Consider the following 16,703-nt stretch of genomic DNA (forward strand, 5'->3'; position numbering starts at 1 on the left):
AAAATAAGTACTTAAACAATCAATGTAAACATTTAGACTATTTTCGTTTATCTTCACGGTAGGTCTTAGCAAATTCTAAGCACGCCTCAAAATCAGCTGGTACCGGTGCTTCAAAGTGCATTTCTTCACCTGTAATAGGGTGTTTAACATCTAACGATTTAGAATGTAATGCTTGCCCTTCTATAGGAAGATCCATACGTCTATATCCATAAAATGGGTCATTAACAACAGGATGTCCAATATGAGCAAAGTGAACACGAATTTGATGGGTTCTGCCAGTCTCCAAATTACATTCAACCAATGTTTGATGACCATAACGCTCCAATACTTTAAAATGTGTTACTGCATCTTTACTGTTTTCAAAGACAACAGCCATTTTCATACGGTCCTTAGGATGGCGTCCAATAGGCGCCTTTATAGTCCCCTTTTCTTCTACAATATTGCCTTGTACTAGCGCCCAGTACGTACGTCTTGCAGAATGTGCTTTTACTTGTTCTGCTAAACCAATATGCGCTGCATCATTTTTTGCCACCATCATAACGCCAGACGTATCTTTATCTAAGCGATGCACAATACCTGGCCTAATTTCACCATTAATGCCTGATAGGTCCTTACAATGGAATAATAGAGCATTTACAAGGGTTCCAGAATAATTTCCTACTGCAGGGTGCACCACCATGCCACGAGGTTTATTAACAATAACAATATCGTGATCTTCGTATAAATAATCTAAAGGGATATCCTCAGGTTTAACCTCAATCGATTCAGGCTCTGGGATTTCTACATGAATTACAGTATCAGGTGTAAGCCGAAGATTAGCCTTTCCTACTTTATCACCTACTGTAACATGACCACCTTTAATTAAACTTTGAATATAGCTACGAGATCCTTCCATCTGTTCAGTTAAAAATATATCTAGTCTCATGCCTTCTTGCTCAGCACTTACAATATATTCATTCATCCTCTATTCCTCTTTGAGTCAAGTATAAGATATATATTTATTGACGAATTAAGTCAATAATCTATAAAGGGCCCTAATAATGAAAGCTATTCATGGTCCTCTTTCAATGAAAACAAATAAAATACAACAAAAGCTACACCTATACAAATACCAATATCTGCCACATTAAAAATAGGCCATACACGAAAATCAAAAAAGTCCACTACCCCATGAATCATGTATCGGTCAATGCCATTACCAATTGCACCTGCGACTAATAAGGCGGATCCGATTTGCAAAGTCCAATGGCCCTTAGCTAATCGCTTCCAATAAAAAGCACAAACAGCTAATAGAACAAAAGCTACTAGTAAGAAAAACCATCGTTGATTCGCTAACATGCCAAAGGCTGCACCGCGATTAATAATATAGGTAAGATGAAATACATTAGGAATAACAGGTAAAGATTCACCTAACAAAAAATGATTCATTACATAATATTTAGTTAATTGGTCCAATAATAACCAAATGATAAGTACTGTATAAAACAAGATTAACTCCCTTACTATAATATAAGTCTTAATAGTCCTATTATACTAAATTACGCAAATTTAGGCAAAATAAAAAGCCCCTCAATGAGGGGCGTGTTTTATTTGTGATTACTCAGCGGAAATTACAGAAACTGGGCAAACGGATTCGCAAGAACCGCAATCGATGCAAGCATCGCCAATTTCGTATTTAGTTTCGCCTTCAGTAATGCAGGAAACTGGGCAAACAGATGCGCAAGAACCACATTTAATGCAACCATCAGCAATAACTCTCATAATTAGGACCTCCATCAAAATATAGATCAAAACTTTTTATTATCATTTAGAAAGGCACTTGCCTCAACTTATGTTCTCATTATCACACAGTTCAAATTGAAAGTCAAATGAAAATGATAAAAAATTATATAATATTTTGCATAATAATTGTTCCTTTTTATCATAAAAAGCCTATATTTATATGTATTTTGATATTTCTTTTCATTTATGTAATTGAGTTTAATAATCAATAATTGAGAATGCACTAATTATCATTTCAATTAAAATACGTACTATTATACTAGGAATTCAATTATCAATATTTATTATCATAAAAACTATTTTTTTATTACAACAGATTTAACACTTATCTATATTTTAATCTAACATATAAACTTCACTCTAAAAAAGGCCGAATCATACGATTCGACCTCATTTATATTTATAAAGTAAAGTAATATCTTTACTATTATTCACTATATAACAATAATACTATTTTTTTCTTATAGCACTTAGAAAGATGTTAAGAATGTTAGTGTACCTAAAATAACGCCTGCAAGGTTTGGTACGATTAAAATATAATCACGTTTAGGTGATTTTGTCCAACCATATAATACCCAGATCAAACAGGATACTGCTGCAAATAATGGTTGCCATGGTTGACTAGGTTGACCATGAAGATTAGCAATTATTTGTGGGATATAGGCTAAAAATACAAATACACCAATAAATGCACCAATAGAACCAACTAACATGTTAAATCTTTCTTTTGTCATAGATGACCTCCTTATTCAACATTACATTATTATATCTTACACAATATACTATATCATATTTTTTTCGATGTAGTCAATTGTGTAAAATTAATCATGCAAATTAGTTTAATTCATATTGCTTTTGATTACACTTATATGTAATCTATATTAAAATCATATAGACTAAAATCATAAAAAACGAGGCCGAATCTTACGATTCGACCTCGTGTGTGCTTGTATAGTAGAGTAACCTATTCCCTATTATTTACCAGGGAAGAATGGCCATACCATTGGAATGATAATTAAGCTTACTACGAAGCAAACTAAAATCAATGGAACGCCAGCTTTTACATAATCTGTAAATTTGTATTGGCCAGGACCAAGTACTAGTGTATTTGGAGGTGTACCTACAGGTGTACCGAATGCACAAGATGCAGCAACGCCGATAGCCATCAATACTGCATGAGGGTCAGCGCCCATACCTTGAGCAATGGAGATACCGATAGGTGCCAATAATGCACAAGATGCAGTGTTAGACATGAATTGAGTCATGATACAAGACAATGCAAATAATACTGCTGTTGCAAAGTAAGGGCTAGGATCAGACCCCATAACACCGATTACTGCATCAGCAATCATTTTACCTGCACCAGATTGGTCAAGTGCAGTTGCCACTGGCATCATACCAGCGAATAAGAAGATTGTTACCCAGTCAATAGATGTGTAAGCTTGTTTTTCGTTCAAGCAACCAGTTAATACGCAAAGCATTGCGCCAATAACTGCAACCATGCTCAATGGTAAATTAATACCAAAATATGTTTTTAGAGGATCCCCTAAAATCATAGCAATGATTACACCTAAAAGAATAAGACCAGAGTATAATTGTTTCTTAGGATCGTTAGAAATATCTTCAGCAGCTACTTCTTGTTCAACATCACCAGCATCAGTAATTTCATGTTTAGGTAATAGATGTTTACCAACGAGCATCATGAATACGATAGTAGCAACAGTCAAAGGAATACCAATCCAAGCAAATTCAAAGAAACCAAATGGTTCAATGCCAAATTTAGATAATGTACCACTTACAATGATATTAGGTGGTGTACCAACCATTGTAATGATACCACCGATACCTGCAGCAAATGCTAAAGGCATTAATTGGCGAGATGCAGGAATCTTAGCAACAGCACAGATACCAACAACCACAGGAAGTAACGCAGCTGTTGTACCAGTATTAGATAAGAATGCGGACATGGTAGCTGTTACGAGCATAATCGCAAGCATCAAGCCATTTTCGCTAGTTCCTGCATGAGATACTACGGTTTCCCCAATTTTTTGAGCCAAACCAGTGTAGAATAATGCAGCACCAACAACGAACATGCCTGCAAACAACACAACTGTACTATCAGATAAACCAGAGAATACAACCTTAGGAGTAATAATACCCATAAGGCCTAATGTAATTGCGCCGCCTAAAGAAGTAATAGCTAGAGGAATAATTTCCGTAACGAATAAAACAGCCATGACTGCAAGGACGATTAAGGTTTGTTCTGCAGTACCCATACATCATCATCTCCCTTCAGAGAAATGCACTGATATAGTTATAATAGGTATAAAATATAACCTACGATACCAATGGCAGAAGCCATCAAAAAAGTAATCCCATATCCCTCTCTTGTTTTAGGATACCCAAATAATAAAGTTTCACCTAAAAATCCTCGACGATTAAACCAAGAATATTTTGTTCTTTGTTGAAACCACTTAGCTTTGCCTTTATTACCGATAATCAGCGCTGTAATAAAAAAAACAATAAATGCCCATATAAAACAAATCAGTATTTTTAATTCAATTGATAACAAGTGACCACCTCTACTATATATAAAGCACTAGAAGGTTATTCTGTGAAATCTTGCTAATCACCTAATGACCGATCTGAAAAGCATTTATTGCAAATATTCCCTTTTTATGTATGATTACATAATGACCAAGGGCTTTTTGATTCACCAATAGGTGTACCTATTTAGGTACACCTGGGTGAATAATTATTAAATTATTAGTGGTTAGACAACATAGCAAGCATTGTACCTGCAGCTACTGCTGTACCGATAACGCCAGCTACGTTAGGACCCATAGCATGCATGAGCAAGAAGTTAGCTGGGTTAGCTTTCGCACCTACTACTTGAGATACGCGAGCCGCCATTGGAACCGCGGATACACCGGCAGAACCAATAAGTGGATTTGTTTTACCACCATCTACTAAGCTCATCAATTTACCAAATAATACGCCACCAGCAGTACCACCGATAAATGCAACTAAGCCTAAGCAGATAATAAGAATTGTTTGTACGCTTAAGAAATGTTCCGCACTCATTGTTAAACCAGTACCAGTTGCCAAGAAGATTGTAACAGTATTGATTAACGCATTTTGAGAAGTATCGGACAAACGTTCAGTTACGCCAGATTCACGGAACAAGTTACCTAACATCAACATACCTAAAAGGGATGTAATGGAAGGAAGCAATAAGGAAATGAAGATCGTTGCAACAATTGGGAACACGATTTTTTCAAAACGTGTAACTTCACGCAATTGCTCCATAACAATTTCGCGTTCTTTTTGCGTAGTGAATAATTTCATTACAGGCGGTTGAATCAACGGTACCAAGGACATATAGGAATATGCGGCAACCGCGATAGCACCTAATAAATGAGGAGCTAGTTTAGTAGCTAAGTAAATGGATGTAGGGCCGTCAGCACCACCGATGATACCGATAGCAGCTGCTTCTTGAGCTGTGAAGCCAAGCATCATTGCGCCACCTAAAGCAACGAATACGCCGATTTGAGCGGCAGCGCCTAAAAGCAATGTTTTAGGATTAGCAATGAGTGGACCAAAGTCAGTCATTGCACCTACACCTAGGAAAATTAAAGGTGGGAAGATTTCTTGGGAGATACCTGCGCTAATAAGTGCCATAACGCCTTCTTCGAAACCATTACGAGGAATATTGGCAAGTATACAACCAAACGCAATCGGACCCAACAATAAAGGTTCAAACTCTTTAGCAAATGCCAAATACAATAGGATCAAACCTACAAGAATCATAATAGCATTGCCTGTTGTAAATGCGAGGAACCCGCTATCTGTAATAACGGATTGAATCGCAACAGCAAAAGCCTCCATATGCGTTCCCCTTTCACAAATATAAAATTGTTAGATGACGTGGCGCAGCCACGTCATACAACACTTGGTATTAGCCAAGAACAACCATGTCGTCACCAGTGGATACAGTTTGGTTAGCAGATACGCGAACTTCGGAAACTACAGCATCATGTGGAGCTGCGATTTCATTTTGCATTTTCATAGCTTCAAGGATCAACAAAGTTTCGCCTTTTTTAACTGCTTGACCAGCAGATACTGCTACAGATAAGATTTTACCAGGCATTGGAGCTTTTACAGTTTCAGCACCTGCTGGAACTGGAGCTGCTGCTGCAGCAGGAGCTGGTGCTGGTGCAGGAGCTGCTTTAGGAGCTGGAGCTGCTGCTGGAGCTGCTTTAGGAGCTGCTGCTGGAGCCGCTGCTTTCACTTCATTAACTTCTACATCATATGCTGTACCATTTACTGTAACGTTGAATTTTTTCATTTTAAATTCCTCCAAAATGTGTAATTTCTACACAAAACTTATAAATATTTTTACACATATAATTGAGTAATCCTATGGATTATCAAATTAGCCAATTATCTTATCGATTACCACGCAAACGGCCTTCCATTTTCCAATTGTAGCTTACGATTGGACGGATATGCGCGATTTGATCAGCGGAATAACCCATTGCCGCTAATGCACCAACGATTACTGCCACTACATCTTGAGATGGAGCTTTACCGTTAGTTGTTGTAGCATTGCTCATTACAAATGCCTCCTAAAATTATTTTAACCTCTACCGCTTAAGCGACCTTCCAAGCGCCATTTAGCACTAGTTGCTGTAGGTCGAATAGATGCAATTTGTTCAGATGAGTACCCCATCGCCACAATGGCACCTACGATAGCTGCTACTACTTCACCTTCATTTTGAGCAGATGCATTTGGTGCAGCCACCGGTGTAGCTGCGGGAGCCGCAACAGGTGCACTTGGTGGTACGTCTTTTTTCTTCTTAGTAGGGTCAATCAAATGAACGATTGTCATCAAAATACCTAAAAGAATCAACACAACAAATACAACTGTCATATTAATCGCCATGATTAACCAAGGATTGGTAGTAACTGCTTGTCCTTCCATAATCATTCCCCTTTCTAAAAAAGTAGTAAAGAAAGGTATCTCCCAAATTCGATGATATGTTTACCGAATCGAATTATAATGGAATATTACCATGTTTCTTTGGAGCACGGTTTTCGCGTTTGCTTGCAAGCATTGCCAAAGCGTTGATAACTGCTGGACGAGTTTGTTTAGGTTCGATTACAACATCTACGAAGCCACGTTCTGCAGCTTTGTAAGGAGTCGCAAACTCTTCTACATATTTAGCTGTTTTAGCATCTTTATCTTCGTCTTTCTTGAAGATAATATTAGCTGCACCAGCAGGACCCATTACAGCGATTTCGGATGTAGGCCAAGCATATACTTGGTCTGCGCCTAAATCTTGGGAACACATAGCGAGGTAGGAACCGCCATATGCTTTACGAGTGATGACAGTAATTTTTGGTACTGTAGCTTCAGAGTAAGCATATAACATTTTAGCACCATGACGAATGATACCGCCCCATTCTTGATTTGTGCCAGGCAAGAAACCAGGAACGTCAACAAAGTTAACGATTGGAATATTAAAAGCATCACAGAAACGGATGAAACGGGAAGATTTGTCAGAAGCGTTAATGTCTAAGCAACCAGCCATTACTTTTGGTTGGTTAGCAATGATACCAACGGATTGACCATCAAAACGAGCGAAGCAAGTAATGATATTAGTAGCATAGAATGGTTGTACTTCATAGTATTCGCCATTATCTACAGTAGCTGCGATAACATCTTTCATGTCGTAAGGCATGTTACTGTTATCTGGCAACAAGCTATTCAAGCTTTCATCCTCACGAGTTGGATCGTCACCAGTATCTACCAATGGAGCATCTTCCATATTGTTGGATGGCAAGAAGCCTAATAAGTAACGAATTTGAGCGATACAATCATCTTCATTTTCAGCTGCAAAGTGAGCAACACCAGACACGGAGTTGTGAGCCATTGCACCACCAAGATCTTCAGCGGTTACTTCTTCACCAGTTACAGATTTGATTACTGCAGGACCAGTGATGAACATTTGAGAAGTATTTTTAACCATGTAGATGAAGTCAGTCAATGCTGGAGAATATACAGCACCGCCCGCACATGGGCCCATGATTACGGAAATTTGTGGAATAACACCAGATGCATTTGTATTTTCAAAGAAAATTTTACCGTAACCAGCAAGGGCATCTACTGCTTCTTGAATACGAGCACCGCCGGAATCGTTGATACCAACAATAGGAGCACCCATTTTCATTGCTAAACGTTGTACTTTAACGATTTTAGCAGCATGCATTTCACCAAGAGAACCACCTTCTACAGTGAAATCTTGTGCGAATGCATATACTAAACGACCGTCGATAGTACCATAACCTGTTACTACACCTTCGCCTGGTAATTCTTTCTTTTCTTGACCGAAGTTAACACAACGATGTTTAACGAATTGATCAAGTTCAACGAAGGAATTATCATCGAACAATTTAGCCAAGCGTTCGCGAGCAGTCATTTTACCTTGAGCATGTTGTTTCTCAACGCGTTTTTCGCCGCCACCAGCTTTAACTTTAGCTAGCTTTTCGTGCAATAACTCGATTTTTTCCTGCACTGTTGCCATTATAGCACCTCCAAATAAAACTTGTTACAGTATCATTTTATTTCATAAATGAATAAAGTTCAAGAAGCATACATATTTAATATATAACGTAGAATTATATGTATATGTATATCTACAACTCATATATAGTGATGTGAATTGGATACTGTATTATTTCATACGTTGACATAATTCAAGCAATACACCACCAGTTGCTTTTGGATGTAAGAAAGCAATTGAGGAACCGCCTGCACCATAACGAGGTTTTTCGTCAATCATACGAACGCCTTTAGCCATCAAATCAGCAATAGCATTTTCAATATTGTCAACGCGCAATGCAACGTGTTGGATACCATCACGACCACCATTTTTTTCGATAAATTTACCGATAGGGCCATCTGGAGTTGTAGTTTCTAAGAATTCAAGTTCAGCATCACCACAAGGGAAGAAGGATACTTTTACCTTTTGTTCTTCTACGATTTCGTCTTCAGGAAGATGTTCAATGCCTAATGCATTTTTATAGAATTCTTTAGTTGCTGCTAAATCATTAACACCAATACCGATGTGATCCACTTGTAATACTTTAAAAGCCATTTTGATTATCTCCTTTTCAAGGCTAAATCTCTAATGCTATGTAGTCGCCGTCTACTTTAGCACGCTTGTCATTACGCCATTAACAACTGTATATGGATCGCTTTCGCGTTCATTAACAGCTGCCACTTGGCTATTAAATTCGTCGCTTGTAACAATTTTATCAGCTACATAACGACCAATTTGTTCATTAATCATTGCGATGATTTCATCACGAGTACGTTCTGCCCGACGAGATTCCAATTCACCAGAATCTTCAAGATACTCAAAATGTTCATCTAAAGCGTCGATAAGTTCATCTACGCCTTGGTCTTTACTAGCAATTGTGCGCTTAATTGGTGGGCGCCATTTTACTTCACGAGAATCTAGGTCAAGCATCATTTCAATTTCTACATTCAAACGATCGCAACCATCTCGGTCAGCTTTGTTGATAGCAAATACATCGCCAATTTCAAGAATACCCGCCTTGATAGCTTGGATATCATCACCGAGACCAGGAACCAGTACAACCAATGTAGTATCAGCATTTTTTACAATATCTACTTCAGATTGACCTACGCCTACAGTTTCAATAATTACTAAATCCATGCCAAAGGCATCCATGAGTTTTACAACGTCTGCAGTCTTCTTAGATAATCCACCAAGACTACCACGCGTGCCCATGCTTCGAATGAATACATTTTCATTTAATGTTAAATCATTCATTCGAATACGGTCCCCCAAGATAGCACCTCCAGAGAATGGGCTAGTTGGGTCGATGGCAACGATGCCGATTTTTTTACCTTGATCTAAATAATGTTTAACTACCTTATCGGTCAAAGTACTTTTACCAGCACCAGGGGCCCCTGTAATACCGAGAATACGTGCGTTCCCCGTTTTAGGGTAAATTGCCTTCATAATATCGATGGCATTATCATACTCGTTTTCTACAGCTGTTATGGACCGTGCTAAGGCTAGTCTAGAACCTTCAAAAAGGCCTTTAACTAAATCCATTCGCCTCACCACCTATCTTCGAATATGGGAATAGAGGGGAGCCAACTATTCAAGTTGCACCCCTCTTTGCCCCAAGCAATTATTTTACGTTTTCTTTAATAAAGTTAACGATATCGCTAGTTGGTGTGCCAGGTGTGAATACTGCCGCTACGCCAGCTTTTTTCAAGCCAGGGATATCAGCGTCAGGAATAACGCCACCACCGATTACAAGAACATCCCCCATGCCTTTTTCTTTCAAAAGTTCAACAATTTTAGGGAACAATGTATTATGAGCACCAGAAAGAAGAGATAATGCAACTACATTAACGTCTTCAGAAAGCGCTGCTTCAACAATTTGTTCTGGTGTTTGACGAAGACCAGTATAGATTACTTCGAAACCAGCATCGCGAAGTGCGCGTGCTACTACTTTTGCACCACGGTCATGACCATCAAGACCTGGTTTTGCTACAATTACTCTAATACGTTTTTCTGCCATGATATATTACCTCCGAAATCAGCCGATATTATAATGTGGAATGAGCTTCGTATTCACCGAATACTTCGCGCAATACATTACAAATTTCACCCAAAGTAGCATATGTTTTAACTGCTGCAAGAATTAATGGCATCAAGTTAACAGATTCGTCAGCTGCGCCAGCTTTCAAATCAGCTAAGGCTTTATCAACTGCGGCTTGATCGCGGTTAGCACGAACTGCTTGAGTTTTCTTAGATTGGTTAGCACCTACGGAAGCGTCTACGCGAAGCAAGTCTTTTGGAGCTTCTTCTTCAACTTGGAATTTGTTTACGCCAACGATTGTGCGCAAGCCAGATTCAACTTCCATTTGCCATTTGTAAGCGGATTCTTGAATTTCTTTTTGGATGTAGCCTTTTTCGATTGCTACTACAGCGCCGCCCATTTCATCAATTTTCTTGATGTATGCCATAGCTTCGTCATAGATAGCGTTAGTCATAGCTTCAACATAGTAGGAACCGCCCAATGGGTCAACTACGTCAGCCAAACCAGATTCGTAAGCCACGATTTGTTGAGTACGAAGAGCTACTTGTACAGATGCTTCTGTAGGAAGAGCCAAAGCTTCGTCACGAGAGTTTGTATGTAAAGATTGAGTACCGCCCATTACAGCTGCTGCAGTTTGAAGAGCAACACGAACGATGTTGTTATCAACTTGTTGTGCAGTCAACATGGAACCAGCTGTTTGAGTATGTACACGAAGCATCATAGATTTTGGTTTTTTAGCACCAAAACGTTCTTTCATGATTGTTGCCCATAAGCGACGAGATGCGCGGAATTTAGCAACTTCTTCAAGTACATTATTATGAGCATTCCAGAAGAAGGAAAGACGACCAGCAAATGTATCAACATCAAGACCAGCTTTCAAAGCTGCTTCTACGTATGCGATACCATCAGCAATTGTAAATGCGATTTCTTGTGCTGCTGTGGAACCTGCTTCACGGATGTGGTAACCGGAAATAGAAATTGTATTCCATTTTGGAACGTATTGAGAACAATATTCGAAGATATTAGTGATCAAACGCATAGATGGTTTTGGAGGGAAAATGTAAGTACCACGAGCTGCATATTCTTTCAAAATATCATTTTGAATAGTACCTTTCAATTCTGTGGAAGGTACACCTTGTTTTTCAGCTACTGCGATATACATTGCCAACAAAACGGATGCTGGAGCGTTGATTGTCATGGAAGTGGATACTTTGCCAAGGTCGATGCCATCGAACAAGATTTCCATATCTGCCAAAGAGTCAATCGCTACACCTACTTTACCAACTTCGCCTTCAGCCATAACATCATCAGAGTCATAACCGATTTGAGTTGGCAAGTCGAACGCACAGGAAAGACCTGTTGCACCAGATTCGATTAGGTAGCGGTAACGTTTGTTAGATTCTTCAGCTGTAGCGAAGCCTGCATACATACGCATTGTCCAGAAACGACCACGGTACATAGTAGGTTGTACGCCACGAGTATAAGGGAATTCGCCAGGCATTCCCAAATCGCGTTCATAATCAAAGCCTTCAATATCAACTGGTGTATACACACGGTTGTATTTTAAGTTTTGACGTTCTGGAGTTTTTGCGCATTTTTCGTCACAAAGTTTGTTGTACTCAGCAATTTGGGCTTTTAAGTTTTCGTAAGCCATGTTTTCATCATCCTCCTAAAAAAACAGGTTATTTTTTCATGCTTCCAGTTTCTGTGAAGCGTTTATGCCAAGAAAGAGCTTCATCAAGCAACATTGGTGTATGGGCATTCTTTGTTGCAGCTAATGCTTTTTCTAGGTATTCAGTTAACATAGGTTTGTAGTCTGGGTGAGCACATTTTTCAATAATCAAACGAGCTCTTTCCACTGGGCTCAAACCACGACAGTCAGCAACACCTTGTTCTGTACAGAAAATCATAGTGTCATGTTCTGGATGATCCACATGGGATACATATGGAACGATAGAACTGATGTCGCCATTTTTAGCAACGGAATTGGTACAGAAGATAGTGAGATATGCACTACGTGCAAAGTCACCAGAACCACCAACACCATTCATCATTTTGCTACCCATAATATGAGTAGAGTTTACATTGCCAAAAATATCAAATTCGATAGCGGTATTCATGGCAATGACACCAATACGACGAGCAATACCAGGGTTATTGGAAATTTCTTGCGGACGAAGAATAATTTTTTTACGATATTCATCAATATTCGCATAGAAACGTTTCAATCCATCTGGAGAAGGACTCAATGCAGTACCGGAACATACAGTTACTTTACCAGCATCGATCAAGTCAAACATACCGTCTTGAATTACTTCTGTATAAATAGATAAATCTGTGAAAGGCCCTTGAGCCAAGCCACTAATTACCGCATTTGCTACAGAACCTACGCCGGATTGCAATGGAAGCAAGTTTTTAGGCAAACGACCTTCTGCAATTTCTTGTTCAAAGAATTTGATAAGATGTTGACTCATTGCCTTTGCATCATCATCAATAGCAGCTAAAGGTCTTGTTGTATCAGGTACATCACTTGGAACCACAGCAATAATTTTGCTAGGATCACAAGGTATTGCTTCTGTACCGATGCGATCGCCGGCCTGTTCCAACGGAATTGGTTTACGATATGGCGGATCCAACGGTTCATAGATATCATGCATACCAACTAAGGATAATGGTTGAGATACATTTACCTCTACGATAACCTTTTTAGCTTGACTAACAAATGTTGGAGAATTACCAACAGAGGTAGTCGGTACTAAAGAACCATCTTCGTTGATTTGACATACTTCAATTATTGCTACATCTAAATCTCCGAAAAATCCATAACGAATATTTTGTGCCATTGTGCTTAAATGCATATCGATGTATTTAACATCTCCACCATTTAAAGCCTTTCTCATATCTTTATTGGTTTGATATGGAAAGCGGCGATTAATACCATTAGCACGAGTTAACGCACCATCAGCTTCATCACCTACGGAAGCACCTGTCCACAAATCGATTTTGAATGGTTCTTTTTCCATTCGTTCTGCCAATGCCAATGGCACAACTTTTGCATAACCCGATGGTGTAAAGCCGGAAATACCAACTTTGTCATTAGGGTTAATCAACTGAGCTGCATCATAAGCAGTGACAATTTTACCTTGCAGGTCCACATTTTTTACGCGGTCTTTGATGTCTATCACCATAACCATCTCCTTTAAGAGTAACATTGTTAAACGACAATTGAATCTCTTTGGTCTAATACGTTCCTTAAACCGACTTCATCGTAGTCCACATCCAATGTATTGTCAACTTATATGACTAAAATGTATTTTTTATCACACTCCGACTGTGCATTATGACCAAAACGCATAGGTTTTTACATTTTTACATAAGTTTTATTCACACCGATATAACTCACAGGAATTATCAATTTAATAGTATATATTGTTGTTTTTTATGTATATCGAACTATCTCAATACAACATATAGAGCCTTATCAATATAATAAAGAAATAATATATACAGAAACTGACCGCTACACCTCCTATAAAAATATAGATATACAAAAAACCGGTTTTCAAATGCAAGCAATAATGTTCAATTATTCTAACATTAGAAAACCGGTTAAATATACTTAAGCTTACCCTGCTAAGGTATGTATAAATTATACCATACTATGAAATTGTATCGCTACCATAAAACTTACTAATTATACAAAATATACCTTTTACATATGGGCCTTTGTGGAAAGTTGTACTTTCACAAAGGCACCAACCCAACCAAGGAGTTGCCAAAAAACAATAGTAACTTGATGGCTATAGAGCTCAAAATCAGACAATCCACTAAAAAGAACTCCGATTGCTAAAGCGCCTATACCTATCTGTGCAGCTTGTCGGAACATATCCCCTTTCAAACGAACAGATGTAATAACATGACCGACGATAACTGCTAGGAATGATAGCAAGCCAGGAATACCTGTTTCAGCCAATATATTTAAATATAAATTATGGGCATGATACATCAACACATTAGGACCTTGAATGTAATAGTTATACTCTGGATAAACTAAGTAGAATGTATTCCACCCAATACCAAAGATTGGGTTTTCTCGTACGATATACATTGTGCTATCCCATAGAGCCCAGCGAAGATCTGATGACGTATCATGACCTTGGAATATAGACCAAAGTCGTGAAGCAACTTCCCCTTCATAGAAGTATAGAATTAACGGTACCACTAACAAGGATAAGAATAGTCTTCGTTCTACGAAAATAGCCCAATACAGAATCATGGCCGCAAAACTAATCCAAATACCACGCGAATAGGTTAATAACATCGTTAAAAATAATACAACACCAATAATCAGCATTGTAACAACTTCACGAGTACGATTCTCTTTCATATAAACAAGAATATAGCTAATACATACACTTAGTACCATCAATAGATAGGCCCCTAACAAGTTAGGATTTTGCAATGTAGACGCCATTCGACGCATCAATTTAGGGAATTGTGCTGCATCAACCCATTCTTTTATATGTATATTGGGAACAAATATATACTGATAGGCCCCAATAATGCATACAAGAACGGCTGTACCTAAAAAAGCACGAAGAAAATAGTTCCACTGTTTAGGTGTTCGAATATAGGTACGAACTAAATAGTACATGCCCCCACCCGCTACAATTTGGTAGAACCAGCTCTGAATAGACCAATCCCAGTTTGGGGACATTAACGACGATATACCTGTCCAGATAACAAAGATCATAACAGTCCAAGATAGATAGCCTGTCGGCAAACTCAATGATTTACTAGAAATTAAATCATATAATGCCAAACCTATAGCCAACCAGAGAAGTACATCTCCTACCATTGGTTGAAGAGGCATCGCAATGACAACACCATAGATTAATCGTTCAATATAAAAGGTAAGTCGTTTCTGATTAGGAATGAGTGAGAGTTCCATATTCTCACCTCAATGACTCATCTCATGGAAAAACCACTGACGAGCATCCCCTAGAATATATAAAGAACCACATACAGCAATGATATCACCAGTCTTTGTATGTTTATAAGCCAATGCTAATGCAGCCTCAACAGATTCTGCAGTTTGAGCCGTCACCTTAGGTACAGTACGGCGAATCACTTCGACCAAGTTTTCAGGTACCTCTGTTCTATCTGTTGGTGCAGGTACAACGAGGACTGTGTCGCCAGATTTAACTACTTCACGAATAATAGCCTCTTGGTCTTTATCTTTAAGGATAGCCATTACCACCGTTTTCGGTGTGTCCTTAAATAGTTCATTGTACGTCATGGCAAAAGACTCAGCCCCTGCCGCATTGTGAGCACCGTCAAATATAAAGGTACGATCTAAGCCTCGTTTAACTTCAAAGCGCCCCGCCCACGTAGTGCGGGCAAATCCTTCACGTATCGTTTCTTCACTGATGTTCGTATCCTCTTTCATCAACAGGCGTACGGCCATCAATGCACAAGCGAGATTTACAGATTGGTGAATGCCAGCCATCGTCGTAAATAGCATAGCAGGTGCAGCATCGTTAGAACTAACCGTAATCATTTGACCACCCGTTACAGCGCTGCGGCTATCGATACCAAAATCTTTATTAAAAACATAAAGCTTAGCATGTTGTTTTTTAGCTACGTCCTCAATAACATTAAGAGGTGTATCTTGTGCAGCTGTCACTACAGGCACCTTAGATTTGATAATCCCCGCTTTATGGCGTGCAATTTCCTCGACAGTATCACCACAATATGCTTGATGATCTATTGTTACATTAGTAATAACAGATACTTTTGGAGTCACGATATTAGTAGAATCTAGTAAGCCACCTAAACCAACTTCTACTACAGCATAGTCGACACCTTGCTCCTTAAAGAATAAAAATGCGGCAGCTGTTAATATTTCAAATTGTGTTGGCGCTTCTATTCCATTACTAATAATAGTATCTACTGCAATCTTTACGCGACTAATTAATTTTCCAAAGGCTTCCTCTGTTATATTTCCATCATTAATTTGAATACGCTCCGTATAGGATTGAAGGTGAGGCGATGTAAATCGCCCCACCCGTAATCCACTTGTAAACAGTGCGTAGGAAATATATGAGGTAACCGAGCCCTTACCATTTGTACCTGTAACATGAACAATTTTATAATCTTCTTGTGGATTCCCTAACACATCCATAAAAGCCGTAATTCGTTCAAGGCCAGGTTTAATACCAAATGAAGATGCCTGCTCCAAATAGGCTAAGGCCTCCTGATATGTCATATAAACC

At 38.7% G+C, this 16,703-nt stretch carries 18 protein-coding genes; all 18 read right to left on the reverse strand.

Features of this window, described 5'->3' with window-relative positions; genetic code table 11:
- Positions 1-37: 37 nt before the first annotated feature.
- The 18 genes from E7B10_RS04910 to E7B10_RS04995 all read right to left on the reverse strand — a co-directional run bounded on the left by E7B10_RS04910 (position 38) and on the right by E7B10_RS04995 (position 16,696).
- On the reverse strand, positions 38-961 hold the full coding sequence (locus tag E7B10_RS04910; RefSeq protein WP_287511190.1) for an RluA family pseudouridine synthase: 924 nt from the start codon (positions 959-961) through the stop codon (positions 38-40).
- An 86-nt stretch (positions 962-1,047) separates the two neighbouring features.
- The gene (gene lspA / locus E7B10_RS04915; protein WP_004696470.1) at positions 1,048-1,488 is read right to left on the reverse strand and encodes a signal peptidase II; all 441 of its coding nucleotides are present in this window, start codon (positions 1,486-1,488) and stop codon (positions 1,048-1,050) included.
- A gap of 108 nt (positions 1,489-1,596) precedes the next feature.
- Positions 1,597-1,761: a DUF362 domain-containing protein gene (locus tag E7B10_RS04920; RefSeq protein WP_004696472.1), complete on the reverse strand. Its 165-nt coding sequence runs from the start codon at positions 1,759-1,761 to the stop codon at positions 1,597-1,599.
- A 491-nt stretch (positions 1,762-2,252) separates the two neighbouring features.
- Positions 2,253-2,516 (reverse strand): SemiSWEET family transporter, encoded by a 264-nt coding sequence (locus E7B10_RS04925; RefSeq protein WP_004696474.1) that lies wholly within the window; start codon positions 2,514-2,516, stop codon positions 2,253-2,255.
- Between the two features lie 240 nt (positions 2,517-2,756).
- Positions 2,757-4,058: an SLC13 family permease gene (locus E7B10_RS04930; protein ID WP_021148363.1), complete on the reverse strand. Its 1,302-nt coding sequence runs from the start codon at positions 4,056-4,058 to the stop codon at positions 2,757-2,759.
- Positions 4,059-4,096: 38 nt separating this feature from the next.
- Positions 4,097-4,354 (reverse strand): hypothetical protein, encoded by a 258-nt coding sequence (locus E7B10_RS04935; protein WP_008601433.1) that lies wholly within the window; start codon positions 4,352-4,354, stop codon positions 4,097-4,099.
- Between the two features lie 194 nt (positions 4,355-4,548).
- Positions 4,549-5,670 carry a sodium ion-translocating decarboxylase subunit beta gene (locus E7B10_RS04940; RefSeq protein WP_008601435.1) on the reverse strand — a complete coding sequence of 374 codons (1,122 nt, stop codon included), beginning with the start codon at positions 5,668-5,670 and terminating at the stop codon, positions 4,549-4,551.
- 70 nt (positions 5,671-5,740) lie between these two features.
- Positions 5,741-6,130: a biotin/lipoyl-containing protein gene (locus E7B10_RS04945; protein WP_004696481.1), complete on the reverse strand. Its 390-nt coding sequence runs from the start codon at positions 6,128-6,130 to the stop codon at positions 5,741-5,743.
- Between the two features lie 100 nt (positions 6,131-6,230).
- Positions 6,231-6,398, reverse strand: a complete 168-nt coding sequence (locus E7B10_RS04950; protein ID WP_004696483.1) for a hypothetical protein — start codon at positions 6,396-6,398, stop codon at positions 6,231-6,233.
- A 23-nt stretch (positions 6,399-6,421) separates the two neighbouring features.
- Positions 6,422-6,766: an OadG family protein gene (locus tag E7B10_RS04955; RefSeq protein ID WP_039965050.1), complete on the reverse strand. Its 345-nt coding sequence runs from the start codon at positions 6,764-6,766 to the stop codon at positions 6,422-6,424.
- A gap of 73 nt (positions 6,767-6,839) precedes the next feature.
- On the reverse strand, positions 6,840-8,369 hold the full coding sequence (gene mmdA, locus E7B10_RS04960) for a methylmalonyl-CoA decarboxylase subunit alpha (protein WP_004696486.1): 1,530 nt from the start codon (positions 8,367-8,369) through the stop codon (positions 6,840-6,842).
- 150 nt (positions 8,370-8,519) lie between these two features.
- Positions 8,520-8,942, reverse strand: a complete 423-nt coding sequence (gene mce, locus E7B10_RS04965; protein WP_004696488.1) for a methylmalonyl-CoA epimerase — start codon at positions 8,940-8,942, stop codon at positions 8,520-8,522.
- Between the two features lie 51 nt (positions 8,943-8,993).
- Positions 8,994-9,932: a methylmalonyl Co-A mutase-associated GTPase MeaB gene (gene meaB, locus E7B10_RS04970; RefSeq protein ID WP_004696489.1), complete on the reverse strand. Its 939-nt coding sequence runs from the start codon at positions 9,930-9,932 to the stop codon at positions 8,994-8,996.
- Between the two features lie 79 nt (positions 9,933-10,011).
- On the reverse strand, positions 10,012-10,407 hold the full coding sequence (locus E7B10_RS04975) for a cobalamin B12-binding domain-containing protein (protein ID WP_004696492.1): 396 nt from the start codon (positions 10,405-10,407) through the stop codon (positions 10,012-10,014).
- A 28-nt stretch (positions 10,408-10,435) separates the two neighbouring features.
- Entirely contained in the window at positions 10,436-12,082 is a 1,647-nt protein-coding gene (locus E7B10_RS04980; RefSeq protein ID WP_004696495.1) for a methylmalonyl-CoA mutase, read from the reverse strand.
- A 28-nt stretch (positions 12,083-12,110) separates the two neighbouring features.
- The gene (locus E7B10_RS04985) at positions 12,111-13,616 is read right to left on the reverse strand and encodes an acetyl-CoA hydrolase/transferase family protein (RefSeq protein ID WP_118091359.1); all 1,506 of its coding nucleotides are present in this window, start codon (positions 13,614-13,616) and stop codon (positions 12,111-12,113) included.
- 524 nt (positions 13,617-14,140) lie between these two features.
- Positions 14,141-15,379, reverse strand: a complete 1,239-nt coding sequence (locus E7B10_RS04990; protein ID WP_004696499.1) for an O-antigen ligase — start codon at positions 15,377-15,379, stop codon at positions 14,141-14,143.
- 9 nt (positions 15,380-15,388) lie between these two features.
- Positions 15,389-16,696: a folylpolyglutamate synthase/dihydrofolate synthase family protein gene (locus E7B10_RS04995; protein WP_004698575.1), complete on the reverse strand. Its 1,308-nt coding sequence runs from the start codon at positions 16,694-16,696 to the stop codon at positions 15,389-15,391.
- Positions 16,697-16,703 lie beyond the last annotated feature (7 nt).

The organism is Veillonella sp. (assembly GCF_032470285.1).
In the GTDB taxonomy this organism is placed as follows: Bacteria; Bacillota; Negativicutes; order Veillonellales; family Veillonellaceae; genus Veillonella.